26 protein-coding genes are annotated in these 25,925 nt (G+C 58.5%); all 26 read left to right on the top strand.

The window, feature by feature from the left end:
* The first annotated feature begins 89 nt into the window (after positions 1 to 89).
* The 26 genes from rfbF (at position 90) to FBY04_RS10060 (ending at position 25,925) form a co-directional block, all read left to right on the top strand.
* Positions 90 to 863 carry a glucose-1-phosphate cytidylyltransferase gene (gene rfbF / locus FBY04_RS09935; protein ID WP_145315114.1) on the top strand — a complete coding sequence of 258 codons (774 nt, stop codon included), beginning with the start codon at positions 90 to 92 and terminating at the stop codon, positions 861 to 863.
* Entirely contained in the window at positions 845 to 1,927 is a 1,083-nt protein-coding gene (gene rfbG, locus FBY04_RS09940; protein WP_145315115.1) for a CDP-glucose 4,6-dehydratase, read from the top strand. The genes rfbF and rfbG overlap by 19 nt, the downstream gene beginning before the upstream one ends.
* The gene (locus FBY04_RS09945) at positions 1,924 to 2,484 is read left to right on the top strand and encodes a dTDP-4-dehydrorhamnose 3,5-epimerase family protein (RefSeq protein WP_145315116.1); all 561 of its coding nucleotides are present in this window, start codon (positions 1,924 to 1,926) and stop codon (positions 2,482 to 2,484) included. The genes rfbG and FBY04_RS09945 overlap by 4 nt, the downstream gene beginning before the upstream one ends.
* Positions 2,481 to 3,707 carry a class I SAM-dependent methyltransferase gene (locus tag FBY04_RS09950; RefSeq protein ID WP_145315117.1) on the top strand — a complete coding sequence of 409 codons (1,227 nt, stop codon included), beginning with the start codon at positions 2,481 to 2,483 and terminating at the stop codon, positions 3,705 to 3,707. The genes FBY04_RS09945 and FBY04_RS09950 overlap by 4 nt, the downstream gene beginning before the upstream one ends.
* Entirely contained in the window at positions 3,704 to 4,825 is a 1,122-nt protein-coding gene (locus FBY04_RS09955; RefSeq protein ID WP_145315118.1) for a DegT/DnrJ/EryC1/StrS aminotransferase family protein, read from the top strand. The genes FBY04_RS09950 and FBY04_RS09955 overlap by 4 nt, the downstream gene beginning before the upstream one ends.
* Positions 4,822 to 5,487 (top strand): acetyltransferase, encoded by a 666-nt coding sequence (locus FBY04_RS09960; protein ID WP_145315119.1) that lies wholly within the window; start codon positions 4,822 to 4,824, stop codon positions 5,485 to 5,487. Before FBY04_RS09955 ends, FBY04_RS09960 begins: the two co-directional genes overlap by 4 nt.
* Positions 5,488 to 5,517: 30 nt before the next feature.
* On the top strand, positions 5,518 to 6,246 hold the full coding sequence (locus FBY04_RS09965; RefSeq protein ID WP_017337168.1) for a cephalosporin hydroxylase family protein: 729 nt from the start codon (positions 5,518 to 5,520) through the stop codon (positions 6,244 to 6,246).
* 54 nt (positions 6,247 to 6,300) lie between these two features.
* Positions 6,301 to 9,234: a TIGR00180 family glycosyltransferase gene (locus tag FBY04_RS09970; RefSeq protein ID WP_145315120.1), complete on the top strand. Its 2,934-nt coding sequence runs from the start codon at positions 6,301 to 6,303 to the stop codon at positions 9,232 to 9,234.
* Positions 9,235 to 9,338: 104 nt separating this feature from the next.
* Positions 9,339 to 10,508, top strand: coding sequence for a UDP-4-amino-4,6-dideoxy-N-acetyl-beta-L-altrosamine transaminase (gene pseC, locus FBY04_RS09975; protein WP_145315121.1), 1,170 nt, complete (start codon positions 9,339 to 9,341; stop codon positions 10,506 to 10,508).
* 37 nt (positions 10,509 to 10,545) lie between these two features.
* Positions 10,546 to 11,655, top strand: coding sequence for a pseudaminic acid synthase (gene pseI, locus FBY04_RS09980; protein WP_218571654.1), 1,110 nt, complete (start codon positions 10,546 to 10,548; stop codon positions 11,653 to 11,655).
* Positions 11,652 to 12,353 (top strand): pseudaminic acid cytidylyltransferase, encoded by a 702-nt coding sequence (pseF, locus tag FBY04_RS09985; RefSeq protein ID WP_145315122.1) that lies wholly within the window; start codon positions 11,652 to 11,654, stop codon positions 12,351 to 12,353. The genes pseI and pseF overlap by 4 nt, the downstream gene beginning before the upstream one ends.
* Positions 12,350 to 13,246, top strand: a complete 897-nt coding sequence (locus FBY04_RS09990; RefSeq protein ID WP_145315123.1) for a class I SAM-dependent methyltransferase — start codon at positions 12,350 to 12,352, stop codon at positions 13,244 to 13,246. Before pseF ends, FBY04_RS09990 begins: the two co-directional genes overlap by 4 nt.
* Before the next feature lie 11 nt (positions 13,247 to 13,257).
* Complete coding sequence (locus FBY04_RS09995; RefSeq protein WP_145315124.1) at positions 13,258 to 14,010, top strand: TylF/MycF/NovP-related O-methyltransferase; 753 nt, start codon at positions 13,258 to 13,260, stop codon at positions 14,008 to 14,010.
* Positions 14,007 to 14,597, top strand: coding sequence for a GNAT family N-acetyltransferase (locus FBY04_RS10000; RefSeq protein WP_145315125.1), 591 nt, complete (start codon positions 14,007 to 14,009; stop codon positions 14,595 to 14,597). The genes FBY04_RS09995 and FBY04_RS10000 overlap by 4 nt, the downstream gene beginning before the upstream one ends.
* Entirely contained in the window at positions 14,594 to 15,580 is a 987-nt protein-coding gene (locus FBY04_RS10005) for an ATP-grasp domain-containing protein (protein WP_256666832.1), read from the top strand. The genes FBY04_RS10000 and FBY04_RS10005 overlap by 4 nt, the downstream gene beginning before the upstream one ends.
* Entirely contained in the window at positions 15,564 to 16,259 is a 696-nt protein-coding gene (locus tag FBY04_RS10010) for an HAD family hydrolase (RefSeq protein WP_145315127.1), read from the top strand. The genes FBY04_RS10005 and FBY04_RS10010 overlap by 17 nt, the downstream gene beginning before the upstream one ends.
* Positions 16,260 to 16,471: 212 nt before the next feature.
* Complete coding sequence (locus tag FBY04_RS10015; RefSeq protein WP_145315128.1) at positions 16,472 to 17,398, top strand: ketoacyl-ACP synthase III; 927 nt, start codon at positions 16,472 to 16,474, stop codon at positions 17,396 to 17,398.
* Positions 17,399 to 17,495: 97 nt separating this feature from the next.
* Positions 17,496 to 18,788 carry a motility associated factor glycosyltransferase family protein gene (locus tag FBY04_RS10020; protein WP_145315129.1) on the top strand — a complete coding sequence of 431 codons (1,293 nt, stop codon included), beginning with the start codon at positions 17,496 to 17,498 and terminating at the stop codon, positions 18,786 to 18,788.
* Positions 18,785 to 19,051 (top strand): hypothetical protein, encoded by a 267-nt coding sequence (locus FBY04_RS10025; protein ID WP_145315130.1) that lies wholly within the window; start codon positions 18,785 to 18,787, stop codon positions 19,049 to 19,051. Before FBY04_RS10020 ends, FBY04_RS10025 begins: the two co-directional genes overlap by 4 nt.
* A gap of 253 nt (positions 19,052 to 19,304) precedes the next feature.
* A complete protein-coding gene (locus tag FBY04_RS10030) occupies positions 19,305 to 20,150 on the top strand; it encodes a flagellin domain-containing protein (RefSeq protein WP_145315131.1) in 846 nt (281 codons plus the stop codon).
* Positions 20,151 to 20,222: 72 nt separating this feature from the next.
* A complete protein-coding gene (locus tag FBY04_RS10035; RefSeq protein WP_145315132.1) occupies positions 20,223 to 20,588 on the top strand; it encodes a flagellar protein FlaG in 366 nt (121 codons plus the stop codon).
* An 82-nt stretch (positions 20,589 to 20,670) separates the two neighbouring features.
* Positions 20,671 to 22,113, top strand: coding sequence for a flagellar filament capping protein FliD (gene fliD, locus FBY04_RS10040; RefSeq protein ID WP_145315133.1), 1,443 nt, complete (start codon positions 20,671 to 20,673; stop codon positions 22,111 to 22,113).
* A gap of 126 nt (positions 22,114 to 22,239) precedes the next feature.
* Positions 22,240 to 22,635, top strand: a complete 396-nt coding sequence (gene fliS / locus FBY04_RS10045) for a flagellar export chaperone FliS (protein WP_008035229.1) — start codon at positions 22,240 to 22,242, stop codon at positions 22,633 to 22,635.
* A gap of 10 nt (positions 22,636 to 22,645) precedes the next feature.
* On the top strand, positions 22,646 to 22,942 hold the full coding sequence (locus tag FBY04_RS10050) for a flagellar protein FliT (protein WP_084320557.1): 297 nt from the start codon (positions 22,646 to 22,648) through the stop codon (positions 22,940 to 22,942).
* 173 nt (positions 22,943 to 23,115) lie between these two features.
* Positions 23,116 to 24,591 carry a sigma-54 dependent transcriptional regulator gene (locus FBY04_RS10055; protein ID WP_008044600.1) on the top strand — a complete coding sequence of 492 codons (1,476 nt, stop codon included), beginning with the start codon at positions 23,116 to 23,118 and terminating at the stop codon, positions 24,589 to 24,591.
* Between the two features lie 128 nt (positions 24,592 to 24,719).
* Positions 24,720 to 25,925 carry a PAS domain-containing sensor histidine kinase gene (locus FBY04_RS10060; protein WP_167362948.1) on the top strand — a complete coding sequence of 402 codons (1,206 nt, stop codon included), beginning with the start codon at positions 24,720 to 24,722 and terminating at the stop codon, positions 25,923 to 25,925.

Here is a 25,925-nt window from a genome sequence, read left to right on the forward strand (position 1 = left end):
CCCTGACCGGCATTGAAGGTTTTATCCAGAAGGCCTGCAAAAGCTTGATACAGCTTGGCTGAGCCCTGTGACGAACAAGAGGGGAGACGATGAAGGCAGTTATTTTGGCGGGTGGTCTGGGCACGCGCATCAGTGAGGAGTCGCACCTCAAACCCAAGCCAATGATTGAAATCGGCGGCAAGCCAATTCTCTGGCACATCATGAAGCAGTACTCCGCTCACGGGATCCATGATTTCGTGATTTGCCTGGGCTACAAGGGCTACGCGATCAAGGACTTCTTCGCCAACTACTTCCTGCATACCTCCGACGTCACGTTCGACATGTGCAACAACCGCATGGACGTTCACCAGAACTACAGCGAGCCATGGCGTGTCACGCTCATCGATACCGGCGAAGACACCATGACCGGAGGCCGCTTGCGCCGAGCCAGCCGCTACCTGGAAAACGAAGACGCGTTCTGTTTCACCTATGGCGACGGGGTGTCCGATCTAAACATCGGCGCACTGGTGGATTTCCATTTGTCCCACGGCAAGCTCGCCACGGTCACGGCGGTCCAGCCGCCCGGCCGTTACGGTGCCCTGGAGCGCGACGGTGACCTGGTCCGCGGTTTTACCGAAAAGCCGCGCGGAGACGGAGGCTGGATCAATGGTGGTTTTTTTGTGTTGTCGCCCAAGGTGCTGCCGCTGATTACTGCCGACGAGACAGTCTGGGAATCCGAACCTTTGACCGGCCTGGCCAGCAGTGGTCAATTGGCCGCCTACCAGCACGACGGTTTCTGGCATCCGATGGACACCCTGCGTGACAAAAACCACCTGGAGCAGTTGTGGCAGAGCGGGGAGGCCCCATGGAAGCAATGGGACTGAGCCCGGAGTTCTGGCGCGGCAAGCGGGTTTTGCTGACGGGCCACACCGGTTTCAAAGGCAGTTGGCTGACCCTGTGGCTGCAAAGCCTGGGGGCTGAGGTCAGCGGATTTTCCTTGGACCCGTCGACCGAGCCGAGCCTGTTCGAACTGGCGCGTGTTCACGAAGGCATCAACGATCAGCGCGGCGACCTGCGTGACCTGGGCGCCTTGCTCGAATTGATCACCGACACCCAACCGGAAATCGTCTTGCACCTGGCGGCGCAACCGCTGGTGCGCGAAGGCTATCGCGATCCGTTGGGGACTTACTCCAGCAACGTCATGGGCACCCTGAATCTGCTCGAAGCGATCCGCCAGGTCGGCGGCGTTCGCGCTTGTGTACTGGTGACCACCGACAAGGTCTACGCCAATCAGGAATGGCTGTGGCCATATCGTGAAAATGAAGCCTTGGGCGGTCACGACCCCTACAGCAGCAGCAAGGCGTGTTGCGAGTTGCTCGCGCAGTCCTACGCCGCGTCGTTCTTCCCGGCACAACGTTTTGCCGAACACGGCCTGGCACTGGCCACGGCACGGGCCGGCAATGTGCTGGGCGGTGGAGACTTTGCCCCGGAACGCTTGATACCCGATGTGCTCAAGGCCTGGTCGGCGGATGAACCGGTGACCTTGCGTTACCCGCAGGCGGTCCGCCCGTGGCAACACGCGTTGGAGCCGCTGGCCGGTTACCTGCAACTGGCTGCCAGTCTTTACGACAAAGGCATCGAATTCGCCGGTGCGTGGAATTTCGGTCCGAGCGAAGCGGACATGTGCAGCGTCGGCGAAGTGGTCGAACTGCTCGCCAACCGTTGGCCTCAAGCGCGCGGATTGCGCATCGAACCGAGTGACTTGCATGAGGCTGGCCTGTTGCGCCTGGACAGCAGCCGCGCCCGTCAACTGTTGAGCTGGCAACCGCGCTGGTCGTTACAGCAATGCTTGACCCAGACCCTCGATTGGCATCTGGCCTGGCAAAACGGCGATGACATGCGTGCCATCACGTTGAGTCAGTTGAACCTGTACCGAGGCGCGCTGTGAGCGAATTTTTGTTGAAGGCGCTGCCACTGGAGGGGTTGTTCAGCGTGCAGCACAAACGCTTCGAGGACGATCGCGGGCACTTCGCCCGGTTGTTCTGTGAAGGCAGCCTGAGCACTTTCGGCCAGGCGTTTCATATCCGCCAGATCAATCACTCTTGCACGCGTGAGCGGGGCAGTGTGCGTGGCTTGCATTACCAGAACGCCAACGCACCGGAAGCCAAGCTGATCACCTGTCTGCGCGGTGAAGTCTGGGATGTGGCGGTGGATCTGCGCCCCGACTCCGAGACGTTCCTGCACTGGCACGCCGAACACCTTCGGGCCGGAGACGGTCGCAGCCTGTTGATTCCGGCCGGGTTCGCCCACGGCTTTCAGACCCTGACCGACGACGCCGAATTGCTCTACTTGCACAGCGCCGATTACACGCCTGCTCATGAAGATGGTTTGAGTGTCAATGATCCACGGCTGGCGATTGCCTGGCCGTTGCCTGTCAATAATCTGTCGGCCAGGGACGCCAGCCATCCCTTGCTCGATGAACGCTTCGCTGGAGTGCGTCTATGAACTGCCGTGGTTGCGGTACTCCGCTGGCCTTGCCGCTGATCGACCTCGGTACCTCGCCGCCGTCGAATGCCTATGTGCGTGCCGACCAGTTGGAACAAGCCGAACAATGGGTGCCGCTGAAGGTTGCGGTATGTCAGCAGTGCTGGCTCGTGCAGACCGAAGATTACACCAGCGCCGACAGTCTGTTCGATGCTGAGTACGCCTATTTCAGTTCCTTCTCCAGCACCTGGCTGGCCCATGCCGATCGCTACGTGGCCGAGATGGTCGAACGCTTCGGCCTGACCGCCGACAGCCGTGTAGTGGAAATTGCCGCCAATGACGGTTACCTGTTGCAGTACGTGGCGGGGCGCGGCATTCCATGCCTGGGCGTCGAGCCGACGCGCAGCACCGCACAGGCAGCACGGGAAAAAGGCCTGGAGATTCGCGAGTTGTTCTTCGGCCGTGAAACCGCTTCGCAGCTGAAGTCCGAAGGCTGGGCCGCCGACCTGATGGCCGCCAACAACGTGTTGGCCCACGTGCCGGACATCAATGACTTCCTCGGTGGTTTCGCGACCCTGCTCAAGCCGACTGGCGTGGCGACCTTCGAGTTTCCGCAACTGCTGACGCTGATGGCCGGGCAACAATTCGACACGCTGTATCACGAACATTATTCCTACCTGTCCTTGACCGCCGTGCAGACGCTGTGCGAACGCAACGGCCTGGAAGTGTTCGACGTCAGTCAGTTGTCGACCCATGGCGGTTCGTTGCGGGTATTCGTGCAACGTGCCGACGGGATTCGTCGCGAAGTGCAGCCCACGGTCGCGCAGCAATTGCAGGCCGAGCTCGCCGCCGGCGTGAAAACCTCCGAGTACTACGCCACCCTGGCGCCCGCCGCCGAGGGCATCAAGCACCAACTGCTGCGTTTCCTGTTGCAGGCCAAAGCCGATGGTAAGCGAGTGGTCGGTTACGGCGCCGCCGCCAAGGGCAACACGTTGCTCAACTATGCCGGGGTCAAGCACGATCTGTTGGCCTGGGTGGCCGACGCCAATCCGCACAAACAGGGAAAATTCTTGCCTGGCAGCCGGATTCCGGTGGTGTCGCCCGAGCGTATTGCCCTCGAAAAACCCGACTACATCCTGGTTCTGCCCTGGAACCTGTTGCCTGAAATCACCCAGCAATTCGCCTCGGTCAAAGCGTGGGGCGCACAGTTTGTCGTCGCCGTTCCGGAGTTGAGTATTCAATGAGCAGAATTCATTACACCAAACCGAGTATTGGCGAGCTGGAAGCCCGGTATGCCCTGGATGCTGTGCAGAATGGTTGGGGCGCGCGCTGCTACGAATACCTGACGCGTTTCGAACACGGGTTCGCCGAGCACCTCGGCGCGACCTATGCCATCGCGACCTCCAGCTGCACTGGCGCGCTGCACATGGGCATGGCGGCGCTGGGCATTGGCGCGGGTGACGAAGTGATCCTGGGCAACACCAACTGGATCGCCTCGGCGGCACCGATTACCTACCTGGGCGCTACACCGGTGTTTGTCGATGTGCTGGCTGACAGCTGGTGCCTGGATCCGGAACTCGTCAGGCAAGCAATTACCCCGAAGACCAAAGCCATTCTTGCCGTTCATCTTTACGGCAATCTGTGCGACATGGATGCATTGCTGGCGATCGGTCGCGAACACGGGATCCCGGTCATCGAAGATGCCGCCGAAGCCATCGGTTCGCAGTGGCGCGGCAAGGCAGCCGGCTCGATGGGGGCGTTCGGTGCGTTTTCCTTTCATGGCACCAAAACCATGACCACCGGTGAGGGCGGGATATTCGTCACCTCGGACAAAGCCTTGTACGAGCGCGTTCTGACCTTGTCCAACCATGGTCGCGTTGCGGGCAGCAGCAAACAGTTCTGGCCCGAGTTCATTGGTTTCAAATACAAGATGAGCAATCTGCAGGCCGCCGTAGGCTGCGCACAGGTCGAGCGGATCGAGGAACTGATCGAACGCAAGCGCACGATTTTCGCCAACTATGCCCGTGCGCTGGCATCGCTGCCGGGTGTTTCGTTGAACCCCGAACCTGCGCACGCCCGTAACGGTTACTGGATGCCGACCGTGGTGTTCGATGCCGAGACCGGGATTCATCGCGACGAAATGATCGCCGCGTTCCAGGCTGCCGATATCGACGCCCGGGTGTTCTTCTGGCCACTGTCGTCGTTGCCCATGTTCAGCGAGCACGCAGTCGATACGCCGGTGGCGTTTGCCCTGCCGGAGCGCGCGTTCAACCTGCCGAGCTATCACGACATGACCGACGCCGATCAGGCTAGAGTGGTGGACGTTGTGCGCGGCTTGCTCGCCCAAAGGCAATCGCTGTGAAGATGTATTTGCTGGGCGCGGCCAACCCGGAAGCGGTGCGCATGCTGCACGCGGTGAAACGCAGCACGCCGAACGTCGAGTTCGCGTTTCTGGACAATGACCCCGGTAAACACGGCACGTTGTTTTTCGGCGTGCCAGTTGTTGGCGGCTCGGCGCTTGTCAGTGAACTCAAAGGGCCGGACGCACGTTTCGTCAACCTGATCACCGGCAACACCCGACTGCGCTACGAGACCACCCGCGAGCTGGTCGAGGCCGGTGCCACCCTGGGCCAGTTCATCCACCCCGGCATCGACCTGACCATGATCCGCATGGGGCAGGGCAGTTATCTGCAGGAAGGCGTGATCATGCAAGCCGAAGTGACGCTGGGTGACAACACCAGCATCAGCGCCGGCAGCGTAGTGGGGCATGAAGGGCAAATCGGCCACTCGGTGTTCATGGCGCCAGGGGTGTGCATCGCCGGTTGCGTGGAAATCGGCGACGGCACGTTTATCGGCACCAACGCCACCATTCTTCCGCGCTTGCGCATCGGCCGCTGGGTCACCATCGGTGCGGGCGCTGTCGTGACCAAGGATATTCCGGATTTTTCAGTCGTGGCGGGCAACCCCGCCAGGATCATCAAGACCAACGCGGTGCCTTACCCCGACGGTAGGGTCTTCAAGTAACCCGTTTCCCCATTTTCCTGGAGCGTTTCAATGAATCCCCATGAGCAGTTTCGCGAAGAAGTAAAAGGCAACATCGAAGGCCTGCAGCAGGACAAAGCGCTGCAAGCCGAGTCGCTGGGCTGGGTCGGCACCACGGCCAAGCACAAGTACACCTACAACTTCAGCTGGATGGGCCGGCCGATCATTCAGTTTCCTCAGGACATGGTCGCCATGCAGGAAATCATCTGGAACCTGCGTCCGGACGTGATCGTTGAAACCGGTATCGCCCACGGTGGCTCGCTGGTGTTTTATGCATCGATCCTGGAACTGATGGGCCATGGTGAAGTGCTGGGTGTCGACATCGACATTCGCCAGCACAACCGCGAAGCGATCGAAGCTCACCCGATGAGCAAGCGCATCCAGATGATTCAGGGCTCGAGCATCGACACCGCCATCGTCGACCAGGTACGCGAGCGCATCCAGGGCAAGAAAGTGCTGGTGGTTCTGGACTCCAATCACACCCACGAACACGTCCTTGAAGAGTTGCGCCTGTACGCACCGATGGTTTCGGTAGGCAGCTATTGCGTGGTCATGGACACCGTGGTCGAAGACATGCCGGAAGATGCCTTCCCGGATCGTCCATGGGGCAAGGGTGACAACCCGAAAACCGCAGTCTGGGCCTACCTCGAAGAAAACCGCGACTTCGAGATCGACCAGGCGATTCACAGCAAGCTGCTGATCACCGTCGCACCGGATGGCTACCTGCGCCGAGTGCGTTAAGCGACACCTTTATTCAAGCGTTTATCAGGCAATCGGTCTGTGGTGGGGAAGGATATGCAAGGCAATTACGGTTCTGAAAACATGTCGCCCTTGAGTGAACTGTTCACTCTGGTGCTGATTACACACAATCGCCCGGCGTTCCTGCGCAGGGCATTGCAGTTCTACAAAACACTGCCTTGCAAGATTCTGGTCCTCGATTCATCGGCCGTCGCGCTGGACGACGCGGCTGCGGTCGCGGACACCATCGACTATCGGCATTTGCCACAGTTCGGCTACTGGGGGATTCAGACCAAACTGGTATACGGCGTCGAGCACGTCACCACGCCGTATATGGTCTTCGCTTCCGACGATGATTTTCTGTTGCACGGTGCGCTCAGCGAGTCGGTTAACTTCCTCGAAGCCAACCCCGACTACGGGCTGTGCCACGGCTATTGCCTGATGTACCTGACCCATGCCACCTACGTGCAGTACTACCGACGTGACAAGAAGGTGCAGGAGGACTACAACGCCGAACACGGTCAGGATCGCGTGCTCGATTACATGAGCCAGTACATTCCGCCGTTCTATGGGGTGCACCGTACTTCGCTGCTGCGTGACTGGTATGAAGCGATGCCTGAAGGCACGATCTTCCAGTGGCAGGAAATCGGTCACGTCTACTACATGCTGGCACGGGCCAAGGCGCGGATTCTCCCGATGCCTTATGTGGTACGTGAGGTCAACTACGGCCGCTCGGATCACAACACCGAAATCATGACGACCCTGAGCTTCAAGGACGCGCGGTCTGTCGCCGACCGTGAGCGCTTTGCCGGGTTTCTGGCATCGCTGCCGACCGGCATCAGTGGCCTGAGTGAACAGCAGACAGCGGATCTTGCCCTGAAAAGTTTCGCCGCCCTGGCCAAGAGCCTGTTGGTCCGTAACGCGCTGACCATCGAACCGATTTTCGAGTCTTACTGGACGGACCCGACGGTGGAGCCGAAGCGGGTCTTCGGGCCTCAGCAATACGTCGAAATGCCGTTCTACAACAGCGCTTTCTTCGAGCAACTGACGCAGTGTGAGTTTCTGCTTCATGCGATGCCGGCCGGGCGTTTGCAGCTTGAACAGATGGAAGGTGCATTGCTCAAGCAGGAAGCTTTACTGCGCACCTATTCCAATGACAGTGCAGAGACGATTCAGGACCGCTTGATTCAAGCCGTCAATCTGGGTGCCTTCAACCGTCGGGTGGTGCAAAAGCTCGCGCAGCAGCTGCTGGACAAGGGGGAGGCTGCCGATGCCCAGGTGTTGACCAACTGGGTTCAGCGTCTGGACACCGTACCCGTTTTTGACAGTCGCCAGCTGCTCGACACGATGCCGTCGGGGCATGTGCGGAACTGGTTGCAGGCCCGTCAACCAAACGACACCGCGGTCAGGAAAATCAACCAGCACCTGGCTGCCCACGAAGGTGGTCCTCAGTTCGGCATTCTGCTGCTGGATCTGGACGCTGACATGGACAAGCTCCAGGTCACCCTGGATAGCCTCATGGAGAGTGCATTCCGGGCATTCAAAGTGGTGATCTTCACCACGGGTGACTTGCCGGCGGTCACCACCGCACAAAACACGCTGCATTTCGTCAAGGTCACCACGGCCAATTACGTCGACAAGCTGAACCAGATCGCTCGCCAGTCGACCTCGGACTGGTTGTTGCTGGCCGAGGCGGGCGACGAGTTCACCGCAGCAGGGTTCCTGCGTGCCAGTCTCGAGTTGCAGAACGCCGAGGGTTGTCGCGCGGTGGCGATGGACGAGATTCATCGGCAGGCCAATGGCACCTTGGTCGACGTCTTCCGGCCAGCCTTCAACCTTGACCTGTTGCAGAGCATGCCCGGACTGGTCGCACGACACTGGCTGATCCGCCGCGAAGCGTTGGTGGAGGTCGGCGGTTTCGCCCGCGAATTCACGTCCGCGCTAGAGTTCGACCTGTTGCTGCGCCTGATCGAAACCGGTGGCCTTGCCGGCCTTGCTCATCTGGCCGAGCCGTTGCTGATTACCGCAGCACCGGAGTTGGCATCCAGCGAAGACGAACGTCAGACACTGGTTCGTCATCTGGCGACTCGCGGTTATCAAGCGCAGGTCAGTGCCGAGGAGTCGGGTGGTTACCGCATCGACTACCGCCACGCCGAGCGCCCGAAAGTGTCGATCGTCATTCACAGCCAGGACAACCTGGAGTGCTTGCAGCGATGCCTGGTCAGCGTGTTGCAGCGCACACGCTATCAAAACAATGAAATCGTCATTGCCGATAACTACAGCCAGTCCGCCGAGCTTCACGCCTGGATCGACAACCTGGAACAAAACGGGCGTGGCCGGATTCGTCTGGTCAAGGCTGCGCAGCGGCTGAGCACGTCGGCGCTGCTGAACCTGGCTGCCGAACAGGCTCAAGGTGAATACCTGGTGCTGCTGGCTGCGGACGCCGAAGTGATCAACGCGAACTGGATCGAGGCGTTACTCAATCAGGCCCAGCGCCCCGAAGTCGGGGTTGTCGGTGCCAAACTGGTGGATCACGAAGGCAATGTGAGCGGTGCCGGCCTGATTCTCGGGCTCAATGGCGGGATCTCTTCACCTTTCATCGGCGAGAAAAAGGACGCGCCGGGCTACATGCGTCGATTGGCCGTCGAACAGAATTACACGGCTGTTTCCGGTGTATGCCTGATGATTCGCAAAGAAGTCTTCGTTGCCCTCGGCGGACTGGATCGCGAGCATTTCGATGAGGCTTACGCCGATGTCGATCTCTGCCTGAAAGTCGCCGACGCAGGTTTGCTGACGGTGTGGACGCCACAGGTGCAGATTGCGCACCCGGGCACCTTGCCGGACGTTCCGCAGGCAGTGGCGGCCTTGCGCGACAAGTGGCAGGCGCGCTTTGCCCACGACGGGGCTTACAACCAGAACCTGGCCCTGACCGGCAAGGGCTTTACCCTTGGCGATGCCAGCGGTGTGAACTGGGCGCAATTGCTCGCTTGAGCTATCTGATCAAATAAAAGGACTCACGCCATGTGCAACGGCAAATTGATGTTCAAAAGTGCGCTTGTTTGCCAGCTCGTCGGGCGTCATGTTGAGTCACGGTCATGATGCCTTACCGGATTCCTTACGGCCGGCAGAACATTGATCAGGCGGATATCGACGCCGTGATGGAAGTGCTCAAGTCACCCTGGCTGACACAGGGACCGACCATCGAACGCTTCGAAAAGGCCTTGGCCAGCCACTGTCAGGCGGAGCACGCGGTCGCCGTGTGCAACGCCACGGCGGCGTTGCACATTGCTTGTCTGGTCGCGGATCTTGGCCCGGGAGATTACCTCTGGACCAGTCCGAACACGTTCGTTGCGTCGGCCAACTGCGCTCGCTACTGTGGCGCCGACGTCGATTTCGTCGACATTGACCCGCACACCTTGAACCTTGATGCGAGGTTGCTCGCAGAGAAACTCGAGATTGCCGAGGCCGTCGGAAAACTGCCCAAAGTGGTGATCGCGGTCGCGTTCGCCGGGCAGAGTTGCGACATGCGTGCCATCGCGCAGTTATCCGAGCGCTATGGCTTCACGCTGATCGAGGATGCCTCCCATGCGGTGGGGGCCTCGTACCTGGGGCGGCCGGTAGGCTGTGGTCAATATGCCGCCATGACCATTTTCAGCTTTCATCCGGTCAAGATCATTACCAGCGCCGAGGGTGGCATGGTGCTGACCAACAATGCCAGGTATGCCGAACGCCTGCGACGGTTGCGCAGCCACGGCATCACGGGTGACCCGGCGCAGATGAAGGTGCCGGAGACGGGGTTGTGGTACTACCAGCAACTGGAGCTGGGGTTCAATTACCGGATGTCCGACTTGCATGCTGCGCTGGGGCTATCGCAAATGGCGCGCCTGGAGGCCTTCGTCGCCAAGCGTCGTCAACTGGCTGCACGCTATGCAACCCTTTTGGCAGGCCTTGCTGTGACATTGCCGGTCGAGCAACCAGGCGCCGAGTCTGCCTGGCACCTTTACGTGGTGCGGTTGCAGCTGTCGAGTATCAAACTCAGTCAGGCGCAGGTGTTCGAGGCTTTGCGGGCAGTGGGCCTGGGCGTGAACCTGCACTACATTCCGGTGCATTTGCAGCCTTACTACCGCGAACGGGGTTTCAAGGACGGCGATTTCCCACAGGCCGAGCGTTATTTTGCCGAGGCTATCAGCCTGCCGTTGTACCCCGATCTGACGGATGAAGAGCAGGACGAAGTGGCGGAACATTTGCGGCGCATCCTGGGTTGATACTTTTTTTGATAACCAACACATCTGGAGTGGCTTTGTGAAAGGGCAGCACGCAGCACGGGGAACAGGCGCGCAAAACGTTCGGCCACCGGTTCTGAGCATCGCCGGGCGTCGCATCGGTCCGGCCGAGCCTCCTTACATCGTTGCCGAGATGTCCGGGAACCACAACGGTGACATCAACCGTGCCTTTCGCATTATTGAAGCCGCCAAGCAGGCGGGTGCTGATGCCGTCAAGATTCAGACGTATCGCGCTGACACCATCACCATCGATCATTGCGGGCCAGAATTCATGGTGAGCGGTGGTCTCTGGGATGGCCGTCGCCTCTATGAGCTTTATGAAGAAGCGCACACGCCGTGGGAGTGGCACGAAGCGATCTTTGAACATGGCCGCAAAGTCGGGATTACGGTGTTTTCATCGCCCTTTGATGCCACTGCCGTGGATTTCCTCGAGTCTCTTGGCGCACCGGCCTACAAGATTGCATCGCCTGAGTTGATCGACCTGCCCCTCATTCGCAAAGTGGCTCGCACGGGCAAGCCCATCGTGATGTCCACTGGCATGGCGACCCTTGAGGAAATCGCAGAAGCGGTAGAGGCCGCGCGTGGGGCCGGCGCCACAGAGATTGTTGTCCTTCACTGCACAGCCGCTTATCCGGCGCCGCCGGAAGAAGCGAATCTGGCGACGATCGCCGAGATCGCCCGGCGTTTCGACGTAGTGGCCGGGCTTTCCGACCATACGCTCGGCACGGTGGTGTCTGCCATGGCCGTAGGCATGGGGGCGTCGTTCATTGAAAAGCATTTCACCCTTGCTCGCGCAGAGGGCGGGGTCGACAGCGCCTTCTCGCTGGAACCGGCAGAACTGGCCGAGCTCGTGACGACGGCGCGCATCGCCCATGTGGCGGTCGGTGCTCCCGCATTCGAGCCCACACGGTCGGAAGAAATTGTCCTGAAGAATCGCCGTTCACTCTATGTCGTGGCGCCTGTGGCCAAGGGCGAGATGTTGACGGAGGAAAACGTGCGCTCTATCCGTCCCGGTAACGGGCTCAAACCCAAATTTCTTGATGTGGTACTTGGACGCACGGCTGCGCGCGAGCTTGCCTTTGGCGAGCCACTTGACGCCTCGATGATCGAGGGAGGAATTGATACATGACCTGCACGCCTGGCGCCGTCGCGATCATTCCTGCCCGAGGTGGCAGTAAGCGAATCCCTCGTAAAAACATCCGTCTGTTTCGTGGTCGGCCCATGCTGGCCTGGTCGATTGAAGCGGCACTCGCATCCGGTGCTTTCGACACGGTCATGGTCAGCACCGATGACGCAGAGATTGCAGAAGCTGCGCGTGCCTTGGGTGCCGAGGTGCCTTTCCTGCGATCGGCAGCGGCCGCGAATGATCACGCCACAACGTCGCAGGTTCTGCTAGAGGTGCTGGATCGATACGCCGAGGCGGGTGTGCAGTTCGATCTTGCCTGCTGCCTTTATCCGACGGCGCCTTTCGTGCGGGCACAGGACCTTGCTGACGGTCGCGCGAAGCTGCTGGAAAGCCGGTTCGACGTCATCATGCCCGTCGCCGCTTTTTCTTATCCGATCTGGCGATCGCTGCAACGCGAGGACGATGGATGTATCGCCCTCAACTTCCCTGAACACCTCAACGCCAGGTCCCAGGACCTGCCGGTCACCTATCACGATGCGGGTCAGTGGTATTGGTTCCGTACCGAGGCATTTCTGCGCGACCAAGTGCTGATGGGGGCTAACAGCGGCTCGATCATTCTGCCCGCGATCCAGGTGCAGGATATCGATACCGAGGAAGACTGGGCGCTTGCCGAGCTGAAACATGAAAGGATGTTTGGATGAATGACCCGCGTCTACGCCGGCACGAGTTCGGTTTTCTGGAGGTGGTGGATCGCCCCACGTCAGAGGCCTTGAGCGAATATTATGCGCAGGCTTATTTTCAGAACGCGGCCAGTAGCAGTTTTCGAAAATCCTATTCTGAAGAAGAACTCGAGGTCATCGAGCTGCGAATCGCGCAAAAGGCAGGTCAGGCTCGCACGCTTTTGAGTGATGACCGGCCTGGTAGTCTCCTTGATGTCGGCTGCGGTGAAGGCTTCGTGCTCAGGTTTTTCGAGCGGCTCGGGTGGCAGGTTCAAGGTATCGACTACAGCCGTGCCGGCGTGCAACAGGTCAATCCGGCCTATGTCGACCATGTCGACCATGTCGAACAGGGCGATGTCTTCGAATTGCTCGAGGCTCGTATCGCGTCTGAACAACACTATGATCTGGTCTGGCTCGGCAACGTCCTCGAGCATGTTCTGGAGCCTGTCAGCCTGCTTCATTCACTGCGCCGTTTAGTGGCTCCAGGTGGGCTTCTTGTGGTGACAGTTCCAAACGACGGCACTGCTTATCACGAGGAACTGTACGCGGCGGGGGCGATACCTGACCGGTTCTGGGTCGCCGTACCCGATCACCTGTCGTACTTCACCGCTGACAGCCTGCGTCGAACGGCCGAGGCAACGGACTGGGATTGTCTTGCGATTCAGGGCGATTTTCCGATCGACCTGTTTCTCGCGCATGAAGGATCAAACTACGTCGTCGATCGTTCCCGGGGACCGGCAGCCCACCGGGCCCGGTTGACGCTCGAGCGGCTGATCGGGCAGGCGGGCATCGAAGCTTCCAACCGCTTTTACGCTGCACTCGTTGATGTGGGGTTCGGTCGCAACCTGACCGCGTTCTTTAGACCGAAACCCTGAGGAGTCACTACATGACAGACAAAACCATACGAACACTTGTCGGCTCGACGCAGCCCGAGACTGACCGCAAGCAGATGCTGGTCGATCGACTTCGCGCCTCACGGATTCCCGATCGTGAACTGTTGGACAACATCGGCCTCTATCTCACGCGACAGACGCTGTCGCGGATCAACTTCATGCAGATGCTCTATCAGATGATCGTGCCCGTTCACGGAACCATCATGGAGTTTGGCGTGCGTTGGGGGCAGAACATGGCGTTGTTCTCCACGTTGAGAGGAATACACGAGCCCTTCAATTACAACCGCAAGATCATCGGCTTCGATACCTTTGAAGGTTTTCCTTCGGTGGCACCTCAGGATGGCGGCAACGTACAGGCAGGTGACTACGGCGTTGTAGATAACTGGAAAGAGGAACTCGAGGACATCCTCGACTTCCATACGCAGAATGCGCCAATTCCACACAAGAAAAAGCATGAGCTGGTTCAGGGAGATGCCACGCTGACACTTCCCGGATACCTCAAGGAGCATCCCGAAACCATCGTGGCGCTGGCCTATTTCGACTTCGATATCTACAAGCCGACCCGCGATTGTCTCGAGGCGATCCTGCCCTACCTGACCAAGGGCAGCATTCTGGCGTTTGATGAACTCAATACGCCGGAGTTTCCGGGAGAAACCCTCGCCGTGCGCGAAGTGCTGGGGTTGTCTCGCTATGCCATACGGCGAGATCCCTCCAACCCGCTCACCTCTTATATGGTGATCGAATGAGTGCGGACGCCGTTCGATACCTGGTGATGCCGAACCCGTACCTGTCGGACGGTGTGCTTGATGTTCGAGCTGTGCAGCCGGCCGATATCGAAGCGATACGGCAATGGCGCAATGCCCAGATGGATGTATTGCGTCAAACGGCTCCGATATCACCGGAACAGCAAGAGCGTTATTTTGCCGAGCATGTCTGGCCGCAGATCACGAGCCTGGAGCCCTCGCAGGTTTTGGTCGCTTTGGAACGTGCAGGTGTTTTGATCGGGTATGGTGGCCTGGTTCACATTTCCTGGTCAAATCGCAGGGCCGAGGTGTCATTCTTGCTCACCCCGGAGCTCGAAAAGAATACAGACGAACTCATCGCCCTGTTTTCACGTTTTCTCGACTTGATGAAACAACTGGCTTTTGAAGATCTCGGATTGCGGCGCCTTTGCACCGAAACATTCGAGCACCGTACTCGCCACGTTGCGACACTTGAAGCTTCAGGTTTTCGCTGCGAAGGGCGCTTGCGTGAGCACGTTCTGATTGACGGCAAGCCCACGGATTCGTTTACCCATGGTTTGCTTGCCGTTGAATGGAAAAACGGTCAGTGAACGGCAGTCAGGTTCGCATGAAAAGGGGGGCTTGCAATGTGCTCGTCACTTCCGCTTCGCGCAAGGCACCGTTGGTGCGCGCCATGCAGGAAGCGGTCAGGCGCATAAATCCCGATGCTTGCGTTTTTGCCGGTGATCTCGATCCCGAAGCGCCAGCTCGTTATGTGGCTGACGGGTTCTGGCAGATGCCGCGCATTACCGACGCTGAACTGCCTGCGCTGATCCAAGGCTGTCACGAACGCGGGATTGCGGTGGTTTTTCCAACCCGCGATGGCGAGTTGCTCTTTTGGGCGCGCCACCGCGCAGCGCTATCTGAAGCGGGAATCTCAGTCATCGTCTCTCACCCCGAGGCCGTCGAACGCTGCCTGGACAAGCTCGCTTTCGCTGACTTCGGCAGAGAGGGCGGGCTTGCGGTCATCAATGCGGCGACGACACCCGAGGCCGTCGGTGCCGGGCCTTATGTGGTGAAAGAGCGTTATGGGGCCGGTTCCCGAGCGATCGGGCTTGATTTGTCACTCGATGCCGCTCGCCTTCACGGGAAAAACCTGGATGCCCCGATCTATCAGCCATTTGTGCCAGGACCGGAGATCAGTATCGACGGCTGGATTGATCGCGGCGGCTCGGTGGTGGGCGTGGTGCTGCGCAGACGCGACCGTGTGAGCGCTGGCGAGTCGCAGATAACGACCACGTTTCGCAGTGAAGCGCTTGAGCGTGAAGCTGTTCGCGCACTGGAGACGCTCGACTTGCGTGGTCCGGTGGTGATGCAAGCGATCGTCGTCAACGACACGATGCGCATTATTGAATGCAATCCTCGCTTCGGCGGAGCCTCCACAACCGCCATCGCTGTCGGGCTGGATGTTCTTTACTGGAGCCTTGCAGAGGCATTCGACCAAGGGTTGCCACCTGTTTTCAAACGTATTGCGGGTGAAGTAAGACAAGTTCGTCTGCCCACTGATCTGGTGCTGCATGATCCTGATTTTTGATCTTGACGATACGCTTTATGACGAAAGCAGTTTCGTCACAAGCGGGCTCGGCGCAGTGGCCCGGCACGGCGAAGATGCCTATGGATGGAATGCCGAGCGTTCTCTGGATTTTATGCTGGAGGTGCTCGAGCGTGAGGGGCGAGGACGGGTTTTTGATCGATGGCTTGCGTCGCATGAGCAGTTGTCGAAGGCGCGTGTAACCGAGTGCGTGAACATTTATCGCCATCATCGCCCGAGCCTTGAATTGTTCCCCGCTGCCAGACTCGTGCTCGACCGATACTGTGGGCAAGTACCGCTCTATCTCGTCACCGACGGCCACAAGATCGTGCAGAAGAACAAAGTCGATGCACTGGGGTTGTCCCCAGCGTTTCGGCGAGTCCTTATCACGCATCGTTTTGGTATCCGTCATGCGAAGCCTTCCACTCACTGCTTCGAGCTTATTCGCCAGGCAGAAGGCTGTCGCTGGGCCGACATGGTTTACGTGGGTGACAACCCCTCCAAGGATTTCGTGAACCTCAAGCCGCTTGGCGCATTGACCGTCCGGGTGCAGACCGGTGGGCATCGCAACGTCGTGGCTCTGCCGGGCTACGATGCGCAGGTTTCCATCCCTGACCTTGACGCATTACCCGAGGTGCTGGCCGCTCACTTTGAGCTGTCGCACAGCAGCTTATCGGTCTGATTCGGCAAAATAGCGTGACCTGCGAGTCATAACGCGCATCTTCACTGTATTGTATTAATAGGGAAGGTGGCGCCTGGCCTTTTTTTGGCCCAGTGATAGCCTTTTATTCTTCCCGCTGTCGCCTCGACGGGGCGACGTTTTTCTCTGTTTGTCGGCGCCCCTCGAATCATTACGAGCGGTGGTATTGGGCTGTTTATTATTGGGAAGCCGTAATGATTGGCATAAAAAGCATTGCGAGCTACGTTCCTGTAGCCGGCGTGGACAATTACGCACAAGGTGCAAAATTCGAAAAGGATGAAGAGTTCATCCTGGGCAAGATCGGTTCGGCCTTCCTGCCGCGCAAAGACGCCGGGCAGGAAACTTCGGACCTGTGTGTCGAAGCAGCCAATGCGCTGTTCGCCAACAATCCCGACTTGAAGCGTGAAGACATCGACGTGCTGATCGTCGTCACCCAGAACGGCGATGAAGAAGGCCTGCCGCATACCGCAGCCATCGTCCAGGACAAACTGGGTCTGCCGACCACCGTGGCCGCGTTCGATATTTCCCTGGGCTGCTCCGGTTACGTCTACGGCATTTACGCGATCAAGGGCTTCATGGAAGCTGCGGGCTTGAAGAATGGCCTGTTGATCACCGCCGATCCGTATTCGAAGATCGTCGACCCGGAAGACCGCAATACCACCATGCTGTTTGGCGATGCCGCCACCGCGACCTGGATGGGCGAGAACGCGCCATGGCTGTTGGGCAAGGCCAAGTTCGGCACCGACGGTTCCGGCGCGCCGCACCTGAAGGTCACCGATGGCGTGTTTTTCATGAACGGCCGTCAGGTGTTCAACTTCGCGTTGCTCAAGGTTCCGGCACATTTGCATGAACTGCTGGCCGACTCGCAACTGACGGCTGACGATATCGATGCGTTTTGCATCCATCAGGGCAGTGCAGCGATTGTCGATGCCGTGGCACGACGTTTCGAAGGTGAACCCGAGAAGTTCATCAAGGACATGGTCGAGACCGGCAATACCGTCTCGTCGAGCATTCCGTTGCTGCTGGAAAAACACGTCCTGGACTCGAGCTGGAAGCGTGTTGCGTTGAGTGGTTTCGGCGTGGGGCTGTCATGGGGTTCGGCGATTATCTATCGTCCCTGAACCTCTGCTCTTTAATCAAAGAAAGCCAGGCACAAAAAAAGCGTTCAAGGTGTAACCTTGAGCGCTATTTTTTTGCCCGAACGAAAAGCGAGGCTCCATGAGCGAGTTCTTTGAGCGCAATGGCGAGTTGATTCAGCGGCGCTGGCCCAAGGTCTGGGATCGACTGTCAGTTGAAGACAGCTCAACCTTGCAGGCTGACCTGGTGGAAGGCCTTGGCTCGACGTTGAGCATCAATGGCATCCAGTTGACCAGTCGCCATGACCGCACCCGTGAAGCCGCACTTCAGGCCGATAGCCTGCCCAGCGACAGTCCGGTGGTGCATGTCTATGGCACCGGACTGGGTGATTTGCAGACGCAGTTGCTGGAACGTGCCGGGCTTGAACGGTTGTACGTGCATATCCTGAGCGGCGCTGTGTTTGCCCTGGTGCTGCAACTGCTCGATCAACAGCAGTGGCTCGGCGATTCGCGAGTAGAACTGCTGTACGCCGGTGATCTGGCGGAAATCCAGTTGCCGTATTTCGCGCTGCCTTCGGAATTGGTGCTGGCAGACGACTTCAACGCCAAGATCCGCGACCGGCTGATCAGCGAGACCCACCTGACCTTCAATAATCGCAACTTCGATCCGGACAATCCCGAGATTGCCGAACGATTGCAGGAATCTGTCGAGCGTGTTCGCGCCGATACCGATGTTGCCGAGTTATTTGCCACCTGTTCTGGCAGGCAGGTGTTTGTCATCGCCACCGGGCCTAGCCTGGAACAGCACTTCGACACACTGCGGTCGGTACGCGAACGTGCGCAGCGGCCTTTGTTCATTTGTGTGGATACCGCCTACCGGCCGCTGATCGAGCAGGGCATCAAGCCGGATGTGGTGGTCACGATCGATCAGCGCATCTCGACGCGACATTTGCCGCCCGATGGCACTGGCGATATCACGCTGGTCTACATGCCTATGGTCGAGCCAGCGGCTTTGGGGGCCTGGCAGGGCAAGCGTTATGTGGCCTATTCCGCCAGTCCGATCTATAGGGAGCTTCGCGAGACGCTACCCAAGGCCCAGCTTTATGTCGGTGGCAGTGTGATCCACCCGGCTGTGGACCTGGCAGTAAAAATGGGGGGGCGCCAGATCACTCTGTTCGGCGCCGACTTTGCTTTCCCGAACAACAAGACCCATGCTGGCTGGAATGACGGTGAGCTTGGACCGCAAGTGAGCGCTGCCCGGCATTGGGTGCTCGACGGCCATGGTCAGCGAGTCAAGACACAGCTCAATTTCCGCAGCTACTTGTGCGAGTTGGAGCGGTACATCGCCGGGCATCCTCAAGTGGTTTTCTATAACAGCAGCCGGGCAGGGGCGATGATCGTCGGCACGACGTTTCACCCGGAGTACACGCGATGACTCAACGCTTGCTGGCTGCCCAGGCGCAGCAGTGCTCCGGTTTGTTCCGTTTGGGGCGAGACGTCGAAGCGGCGCTGCTGATGGTTCAGGTGTGCAGCGATGTTCAACTCGTGATGGGGCGTGCGAGTGTCGAGGTTCAATCGCGCTGGACAGCATTGCTCACCGACATGCTGGCCCGTCAGGAGGTGCAGGACTGGTTGGCGCTGGCTGATTATCTCGACCATGAGCTGTCGCAATTGCTGAAAGCGGCAACCACCGATTAACGCTTTTTGATTTGTGCCGGTACAGGCGAGTCCTCGCTGTCCCGTTACCGGCATTTCCCTGACGTCACTTTTTTGTATTGGGTTGCCGCCAAGCCCTTGTTTCATGAGGGGTGGCAGTGTGATGGCAAATATTTTTCAAAATCCCCTAAAGCAACCTGCATTCGCGACGATAACTATTACGAAGGTTCTCTAGGCCATACCCGGCGGTTGCCAGGGCCGGAAGCCGCAGTACCCAACCAACGAGGAATTCGTCATGGCTTTGACAGTAAACACCAACACTACTTCGCTGAACGTTCAGAAGAACCTGAACCGTGCTTCCGACGCTCTGTCGACTTCGATGACTCGCCTGTCTTCCGGCCTGAAAATCAACAGCGCCAAAGATGACGCCGCCGGCCTGCAGATCGCTACCCGTATGACTTCGCAGATCCGTGGTCAGACCATGGCTATCAAAAACGCCAACGACGGTGTTTCGATCGCTCAGACCGCTGAAGGCGCTCTGCAAGAGTCGTCCAACATTCTGCAGCGTATGCGTGAAATCGCACTGCAATCGCGAAACGACTCGAACGGTACTGCTGACCGTACCGCTCTGGACAAAGAATACAAACAGTCCATCGACGAACTGACCCGTATTGCCAAGTCCACCAACCTGAACGGCAAGGCGCTGATCGACGGTACTGCTGGCGCGATGGAATTCCAGGTAGGTGCGGGTACTACTTCCGACAACCAGATCACCCTGACCCTGTCGACCAGCTTCGACGCCAGCGCCCTGGGCATGACCGGTACTACCATTTCCGGTACTTCCAACGCAGCCAACCACTCGGCAGTACTGTCGGCTGTCTCGGCTATCGACCTGGCACTGGCGAACATCAACGCCACTCGTGCTGACCTCGGTGCTGCTCAAAACCGTTTCTCCACCACCATCTCCAACTTGCAGAACATCAACGAAAACGCTGAAGCTGCACGTAGCCGCGTACAAGATACCGACTTCGCTGCTGAAACTGCACAGCTGACCAAGCAACAAACTCTGCAACAAGCTTCCACCGCAGTTCTGGCTCAGGCCAACCAACTGCCATCCGCTGTACTGAAACTGCTTCAGTAATAGCTGAGTAGGTTTTGGCGGGGGAGTGCGCACGCGCGCTCTCTCGCTTTTTCAGTTTGAGAGGTGATGGACATGGATATGAGCGTGAAGCTGAACTTGTCTTATCCAGCCGCGAAGCCGGCGACGACTGTTGCTGACCATTCGGTGGAGAAGCCTCGAGCCGATGCTGCCAAAGTGGCAACGGTCAAGGATGAGCCAAAAGACGCGGTAACCGAGCAGGACAAACTGAAGATGGCCGTTCAGGAAATTGAAAAGTTCGTTCAATCGGTCAAGCGCAATCTGGAGTTCTCGATCGACGAGCCTTCAGGTAAGGTCATTGTCAGAGTGATTGCCAGCGACTCGGGTGAAGTGGTTCGCCAGATCCCCAACGAAGAAGTCCTCAAGCTGGCTAATAGTTTGAATGATGCAAGCAGCCTGTTGTTCAGCGCTAAAGTCTGACAGCTGGCACGAATTTTGTTGCTATGTTCTTTTGGGCGTTGTAATGGTCAAAAGGCCGGCGACACACTGAAGGGAGTCCCACATGGCAAGTCCAATTCTACCGGGTCTGGGGTTAGGCTCCGGGCTTGACACCGGTGCTATCGTCAAAGCCTTGGTCGATGCTGACAAAGCGGCCAAGCAGAGTCAGATCAACCGACAGACGACGACCAATACTTCGCAGATTTCCGGTATCGGGACCCTCAAGAGTGTCCTCGCGAATTTCCAGACCGCGATCAAGAACCTCGGTAGTACCACGACCCCGCAGTTCCTGGGTTATACCGCGACGAGTTCCGATCCCAAAGTGCTGACCTCTGTCGCCAGCAACTCGGCGGTCAACGGTACTTATGTCATCAAGGTCGACAACCTTGCGACCTCGTCGAAAGTGGCGACTGCTGCGTTTGCCGGTGGTGCCAGCAGTGCCATTCCGAGTGGTACGCTCACTATCACTCAAAATGGCATTTCCCGTCCTGTCGACATTCCTGCCGGCGCCACGCTGCAATCGGTACGGGATGCGATCAACACCCAGCAAGGCGTTAATGGTTTCAGTGCCAACATTGTCACTGACTCCTTCGGCTCTCGTTTGGTCATGGGGTCCACTGTTACCGGTGCAGGTTCCGATATCACGCTCAGTGGTGTTGCTGGCTTGGAGATCACCGCAGGCCAGAAAATGGGCGCTACACCTACGGCGACTTCGGCCGGTGCCATCGGCGAACTCGCTGTGGACGCCAAGTTCACGGTTGACGGACTGGCAATCAGCAGCAAATCCAACACCGTGGATGGCGCCATTTCCGGTTTGACACTGAATTTGGTAGCCGGTGGTGGAGCGACATCCACTGTGACGGTCGGGCCGAATAGTGACGGTTTGAAAAAATCGATCCAGGCTTTTGTCGACGCATACAACCAGGTTGTCACCACCGTCAATACGCTGACCAAGCCCTCCCTGGATAAAGATGGCAAGCCAACCATTCCCGCGGCATTGACCGGTGACCCGCTGGCTCGGGGTATCATGGCGTCGATCCGTGAACCGTTGGCCAGCATCGGTGCAGGCGACAAGCTGACCGTTCTTTCGCAGTTGGGTATTACTACCAACCAGAAAACCGGCGCGCTTGATTTCGACAGTACCAAGTTCACTACGGCGATGACCACACAGAAGCTGGGTGGTGAAATTCAGACTCTGTTCCTGGGTGACCCGACGGCAACCGGTGATGCGGCCAAAGGGCTGCTGGAACGGATGAATACAGCGCTTACGCCTTATACCGTCACTGGCAGCGATGGCATCCTTGATGCGCGCTCCACTAACTTGGCCAAGGTCAAAACAAACCTGGCCAGCCAGCAGGAGGCACTGGATCGTCGGATCGAGACGCTGACAGCCGTGCTGACCAAAAAGTATAACGACATGGATCTCCTGGTCGGCAAGCTCAAGGCCACGGGGAACAACATTACCTCGATGTTCGAGGCAATGAACGCGCAGAAAAACGCCTCGTAACGCGCAAGCGCCAAAAGCCCGGCAGCGGATTCCGCCTGTCGGGCTTTTTTTGTTTCAATCTAAAGTTTTTTGACGCCGTGTCGATACACTGGCTATACGAATCACAAAGTTTGGATGAGGTAGAACATGAACCCGATGTTAGCCCTTCGGCAGTACCAGAAGATTGGCGCTCAGGCCCAGACTTCCGAAGCCAGCCCCCATCGCTTGGTGCAAATGCTTATGGAGGGCGGTCTGGATCGCATCGCTCAGGCCAAGGGTGCCATGGAGCGCAAGGATATCCCCAACAAAGGGATTTTCATCGGCAAGGCCATCGGCATCATCGGCGGCTTGCGTGAAGGTCTGGACCTGGAGAATTCTGTCGAGTCCGTGGGTGAGTTGGACAAGCTGTACACCTACATGATGAAGCGCCTGACAGAAGCCAACGTCAAAACCGATCCAAAGATTCTCGACGAAGTCGCCGATCTGCTTCGCACCGTCAAGGACGGCTGGGATGCTATCGCTGCGCCGGGTCCGCAGTTTTAAGGAGATCACCATGAGTCTTGTTTTGCAGCGAATCGAAGAAACCCGTGAAGGCCTGGTCGGTGCCCTGGCCGAGCGAAACTGGGAAGCCATTGGTGAATTGGACCTGGCTTGCCGTTCCTGCATGGAAGACGTCTTGAGTGAAACTTCGGTGGACGAGGCCGCGTTGCGCGACAACCTTGAGGAGTTGCTGGGGGTCTATAAGCAGCTTTTAGAGGCGGCGACGGGGGAGAGGCAGGCAATAGTCGATGAGATGTCGCAGATCCATCAAGCACAGAACGCAGCAAAGGTTTACCATCTGTTTGGTTAATTAATCCTCAGTTAATACAGACCGGGTGCGCCATAAATTTGACTGTGCACGGTTTTTTGACTTAACTAGTGGCTGGTTGCAGATTTCAGGCGTCTACAGGCATAACGTGTCTGCAAGCGTCTAGCTTGCCCCCTCATTTCGGGCATTGAGTTGACTAGGGAAGTTGCTATTGCATGTGGCGTGAAACCAAAATTCTGCTGATTGATGACGATAGCGTCCGCCGCCGCGATTTGGCGGTGATTCTAAATTTTCTTGGCGAAGAAAATTTACCCTGCGGTAGCCATGACTGGCAGCAGGCTGTCGGCTCTTTGTCATCAAGTCGTGAAGTGATCTGTGTCCTCATCGGGACGGTCAATGCTCCTGGCGCACTTCCGGGCTTGTTAAAGACACTCTCTACCTGGGATGAGTTCCTTCCGGTTTTGTTAATGGGCGATAATTCTTCCGTTGACTTGCCAGAAGACCAGCGTCGTCGAGTGCTTTCGACCCTCGAGATGCCGCCCAGCTACAGCAAGCTGCTCGATTCGCTGCACCGTGCCCAGGTCTATCGCGAGATGTATGACCAGGCTCGCGAGCGCGGTCGTCACCGTGAACCCAATCTTTTCCGCAGTCTTGTCGGCACCAGTCGGGCGATTCAACACGTCCGTCAGATGATGCAGCAAGTCGCCGACACCGACGCCAGCGTGCTGATTCTCGGCGAGTCCGGCACCGGCAAGGAAGTGGTTGCGCGTAACCTGCACTATCACTCCAAGCGTCGTGATGCGCCGTTCGTGCCGGTCAACTGCGGGGCGATCCCTGCCGAGTTGCTGGAAAGCGAACTGTTCGGTCACGAGAAGGGTGCCTTCACCGGGGCAATCACCAGCCGCGCCGGGCGTTTTGAACTCGCCAACGGCGGCACGCTGTTCCTCGATGAAATCGGCGACATGCCGCTGCCAATGCAGGTCAAGTTGCTGCGCGTGTTGCAGGAGCGCACCTTCGAGCGCGTAGGCAGCAACAAGACCCAGAGCGTCGATGTGCGCATCATCGCGGCGACCCACAAGAATCTCGAAAGCATGATCGAGATCGGCACTTTCCGCGAAGACTTGTACTACCGCCTGAACGTGTTCCCGATCGAGATGGCGCCGCTGCGCGAGCGCGTCGAAGACATTCCGTTGCTGATGAACGAATTGATCTCGCGCATGGAGCACGAGAAGCGCGGCTCGATCCGTTTCAACTCCGCAGCGATCATGTCGCTGTGCCGTCACGGCTGGCCGGGCAACGTTCGCGAGCTGGCGAACCTGGTGGAGCGCATGGCGATCATGCACCCGTACGGGGTGATTGGGGTCGTCGAGCTGCCGAAGAAATTCCGCTATGTCGATGACGAAGACGAGCAGTTGGTCGACAGCCTGCGTAGCGATCTGGAAGAGCGCGTGGCAATCAATGGCCATACGCCGGACTTCACCGCCAACGCCATGCTGCCGCCGGAAGGCCTGGACCTGAAAGACTACCTCGGTGGTCTGGAGCAAGGGCTGATCCAGCAGGCGCTGGATGATGCCAACGGCATTGTGGCGCGCGCCGCCGAGCGCCTGCGGATTCGCCGCACCACGCTGGTGGAGAAGATGCGCAAGTACGGCATGAGTCGTCGCGACGGTGATGAACAGGCGGATGATTGACGCCTGTTTTTCAAGTCCTTCATTTATAGGCGGTTTTTTTTAGGCACGGGTATTGCTACATCCCTCGCAACGTTCCGTTTAACTGACGGTCAGCCACGCGAGAGAGCACGATGCCCCACGCCGCCCAGATGTCTCCTGTCCCTGACGCTTCGGGGCACCCGTCGTCCGTAGAGCAGGCAAGCCGGCTTGGCCTCGAGCAGGCGTTCGCGCTGTTCAATCAGATGTCGAGCCAGTTGACCGACTCCTACAGCATGCTCGAAGCGCGGGTCACCGAACTCAAGGGTGAGCTGGCGGTGGTCAGCGCTCAGCGCATGCAGGAACTGGCGGAAAAAGAACGCCTGGCCAATCGCCTGCAAAACCTCCTCGATCTGTTGCCGGGTGGCGTCATTGTCATTGATGCCCTGGGCATCGTGCGCGAAGCCAACCCCGCTGCCTGCGAGCTGCTCGGTCTGCCTCTCGAAGGCGAGCTGTGGCGCCATGTCATTGCCCGTTGCTTTGCGCCGCGTGAAGACGATGGTCATGAAATCTCTCTCAAGGACGGTCGGCGCCTGTCGATCGCCACTCGCTCGCTGGACGCCGAACCTGGCCAGTTGGTATTGCTCAACGACCTGACCGAAACCCGACACCTGCAAGATCAACTGGCCCGCCACGAACGCCTGTCGTCACTCGGTCGCATGGTTGCGTCGCTGGCTCATCAAATCCGCACGCCTTTGTCCGCTGCATTGCTCTACGCCAGTCATCTGGCCGAGCAAGAATTGCCGGTCGCCACGCAGCAGCGTTTCGCCGGCCGCCTGAAAGAGCGTCTGCACGAGCTGGAGCATCAAGTGCGTGACATGCTGGTGTTCGCGCGTGGCGAGCTGCCGTTGACCGATCGCGTCACGCCAAAGATGCTCATGCAGTCCTTGCAATCGGCCGCATTGACCCACGTACAGGACCTGCCGATTCGCTGGCAGTGCGACAGCCACGCGGGAGAATTGCTGTGCAATCGCGACACCCTGGTCGGAGCGATCCTGAACCTGATCGAGAACGCCATCCAGGCGAGCGCCGGTGACGTCCGTTTGAAAGTGCATCTCTACAGTCGTGACAACACCCTGCGGGTTTCGGTCAGCGACAGCGGAAGCGGTATCGATGCGAAAGTGCTGGCGCGTCTCGGCGAGCCGTTCTTTACCACCAAAACCACTGGAACAGGCCTCGGTCTGACCGTGGTCAAGGCCGTTGCGCGTGCTCATCAGGGAGAATTGCAGCTGCGCTCGCGGCTGGGGCGCGGCACTTGCGCGCAGGTGATTCTGCCGCTTTTTTCTGATGAGAAGCGTAGCGCTCAGAGAGCGGAGTGA

Origin of the sequence: Pseudomonas sp. SJZ080 (assembly GCF_007828295.1) — a bacterium.
GTDB classification, from domain to species: Bacteria; Pseudomonadota; Gammaproteobacteria; order Pseudomonadales; family Pseudomonadaceae; genus Aquipseudomonas; species Aquipseudomonas migulae_A.

Excerpts from the sequence above, each read along its gene's own strand:
- rfbF (WP_145315114.1), top strand. The coding sequence starts at position 90 with ATGAAGGCAGTTATTTTGGCGGGTGGTCTGGGCACGCGCATCAGTGAG.
- rfbG (WP_145315115.1), top strand. The coding sequence starts at position 845 with ATGGAAGCAATGGGACTGAGCCCGGAGTTCTGGCGCGGCAAGCGGGTT.
- FBY04_RS09950 (WP_145315117.1), top strand. The coding sequence starts at position 2,481 with ATGAACTGCCGTGGTTGCGGTACTCCGCTGGCCTTGCCGCTGATCGAC.
- FBY04_RS09955 (WP_145315118.1), top strand. The coding sequence starts at position 3,704 with ATGAGCAGAATTCATTACACCAAACCGAGTATTGGCGAGCTGGAAGCC.
- FBY04_RS09965 (WP_017337168.1), top strand. The coding sequence starts at position 5,518 with ATGAATCCCCATGAGCAGTTTCGCGAAGAAGTAAAAGGCAACATCGAA.
- FBY04_RS09970 (WP_145315120.1), top strand. The coding sequence starts at position 6,301 with ATGCAAGGCAATTACGGTTCTGAAAACATGTCGCCCTTGAGTGAACTG.
- pseC (WP_145315121.1), top strand. The coding sequence starts at position 9,339 with ATGATGCCTTACCGGATTCCTTACGGCCGGCAGAACATTGATCAGGCG.
- pseF (WP_145315122.1), top strand. The coding sequence starts at position 11,652 with ATGACCTGCACGCCTGGCGCCGTCGCGATCATTCCTGCCCGAGGTGGC.
- FBY04_RS09990 (WP_145315123.1), top strand. The coding sequence starts at position 12,350 with ATGAATGACCCGCGTCTACGCCGGCACGAGTTCGGTTTTCTGGAGGTG.
- FBY04_RS09995 (WP_145315124.1), top strand. The coding sequence starts at position 13,258 with ATGACAGACAAAACCATACGAACACTTGTCGGCTCGACGCAGCCCGAG.
- FBY04_RS10000 (WP_145315125.1), top strand. The coding sequence starts at position 14,007 with ATGAGTGCGGACGCCGTTCGATACCTGGTGATGCCGAACCCGTACCTG.
- FBY04_RS10010 (WP_145315127.1), top strand. The coding sequence starts at position 15,564 with ATGATCCTGATTTTTGATCTTGACGATACGCTTTATGACGAAAGCAGT.
- FBY04_RS10015 (WP_145315128.1), top strand. The coding sequence starts at position 16,472 with ATGATTGGCATAAAAAGCATTGCGAGCTACGTTCCTGTAGCCGGCGTG.
- FBY04_RS10020 (WP_145315129.1), top strand. The coding sequence starts at position 17,496 with ATGAGCGAGTTCTTTGAGCGCAATGGCGAGTTGATTCAGCGGCGCTGG.
- FBY04_RS10025 (WP_145315130.1), top strand. The coding sequence starts at position 18,785 with ATGACTCAACGCTTGCTGGCTGCCCAGGCGCAGCAGTGCTCCGGTTTG.
- FBY04_RS10030 (WP_145315131.1), top strand. The coding sequence starts at position 19,305 with ATGGCTTTGACAGTAAACACCAACACTACTTCGCTGAACGTTCAGAAG.
- FBY04_RS10035 (WP_145315132.1), top strand. The coding sequence starts at position 20,223 with ATGGATATGAGCGTGAAGCTGAACTTGTCTTATCCAGCCGCGAAGCCG.
- fliD (WP_145315133.1), top strand. The coding sequence starts at position 20,671 with ATGGCAAGTCCAATTCTACCGGGTCTGGGGTTAGGCTCCGGGCTTGAC.
- fliS (WP_008035229.1), top strand. The coding sequence starts at position 22,240 with ATGAACCCGATGTTAGCCCTTCGGCAGTACCAGAAGATTGGCGCTCAG.
- FBY04_RS10050 (WP_084320557.1), top strand. The coding sequence starts at position 22,646 with ATGAGTCTTGTTTTGCAGCGAATCGAAGAAACCCGTGAAGGCCTGGTC.
- FBY04_RS10055 (WP_008044600.1), top strand. The coding sequence starts at position 23,116 with ATGTGGCGTGAAACCAAAATTCTGCTGATTGATGACGATAGCGTCCGC.
- FBY04_RS10060 (WP_167362948.1), top strand. The coding sequence starts at position 24,720 with ATGTCTCCTGTCCCTGACGCTTCGGGGCACCCGTCGTCCGTAGAGCAG.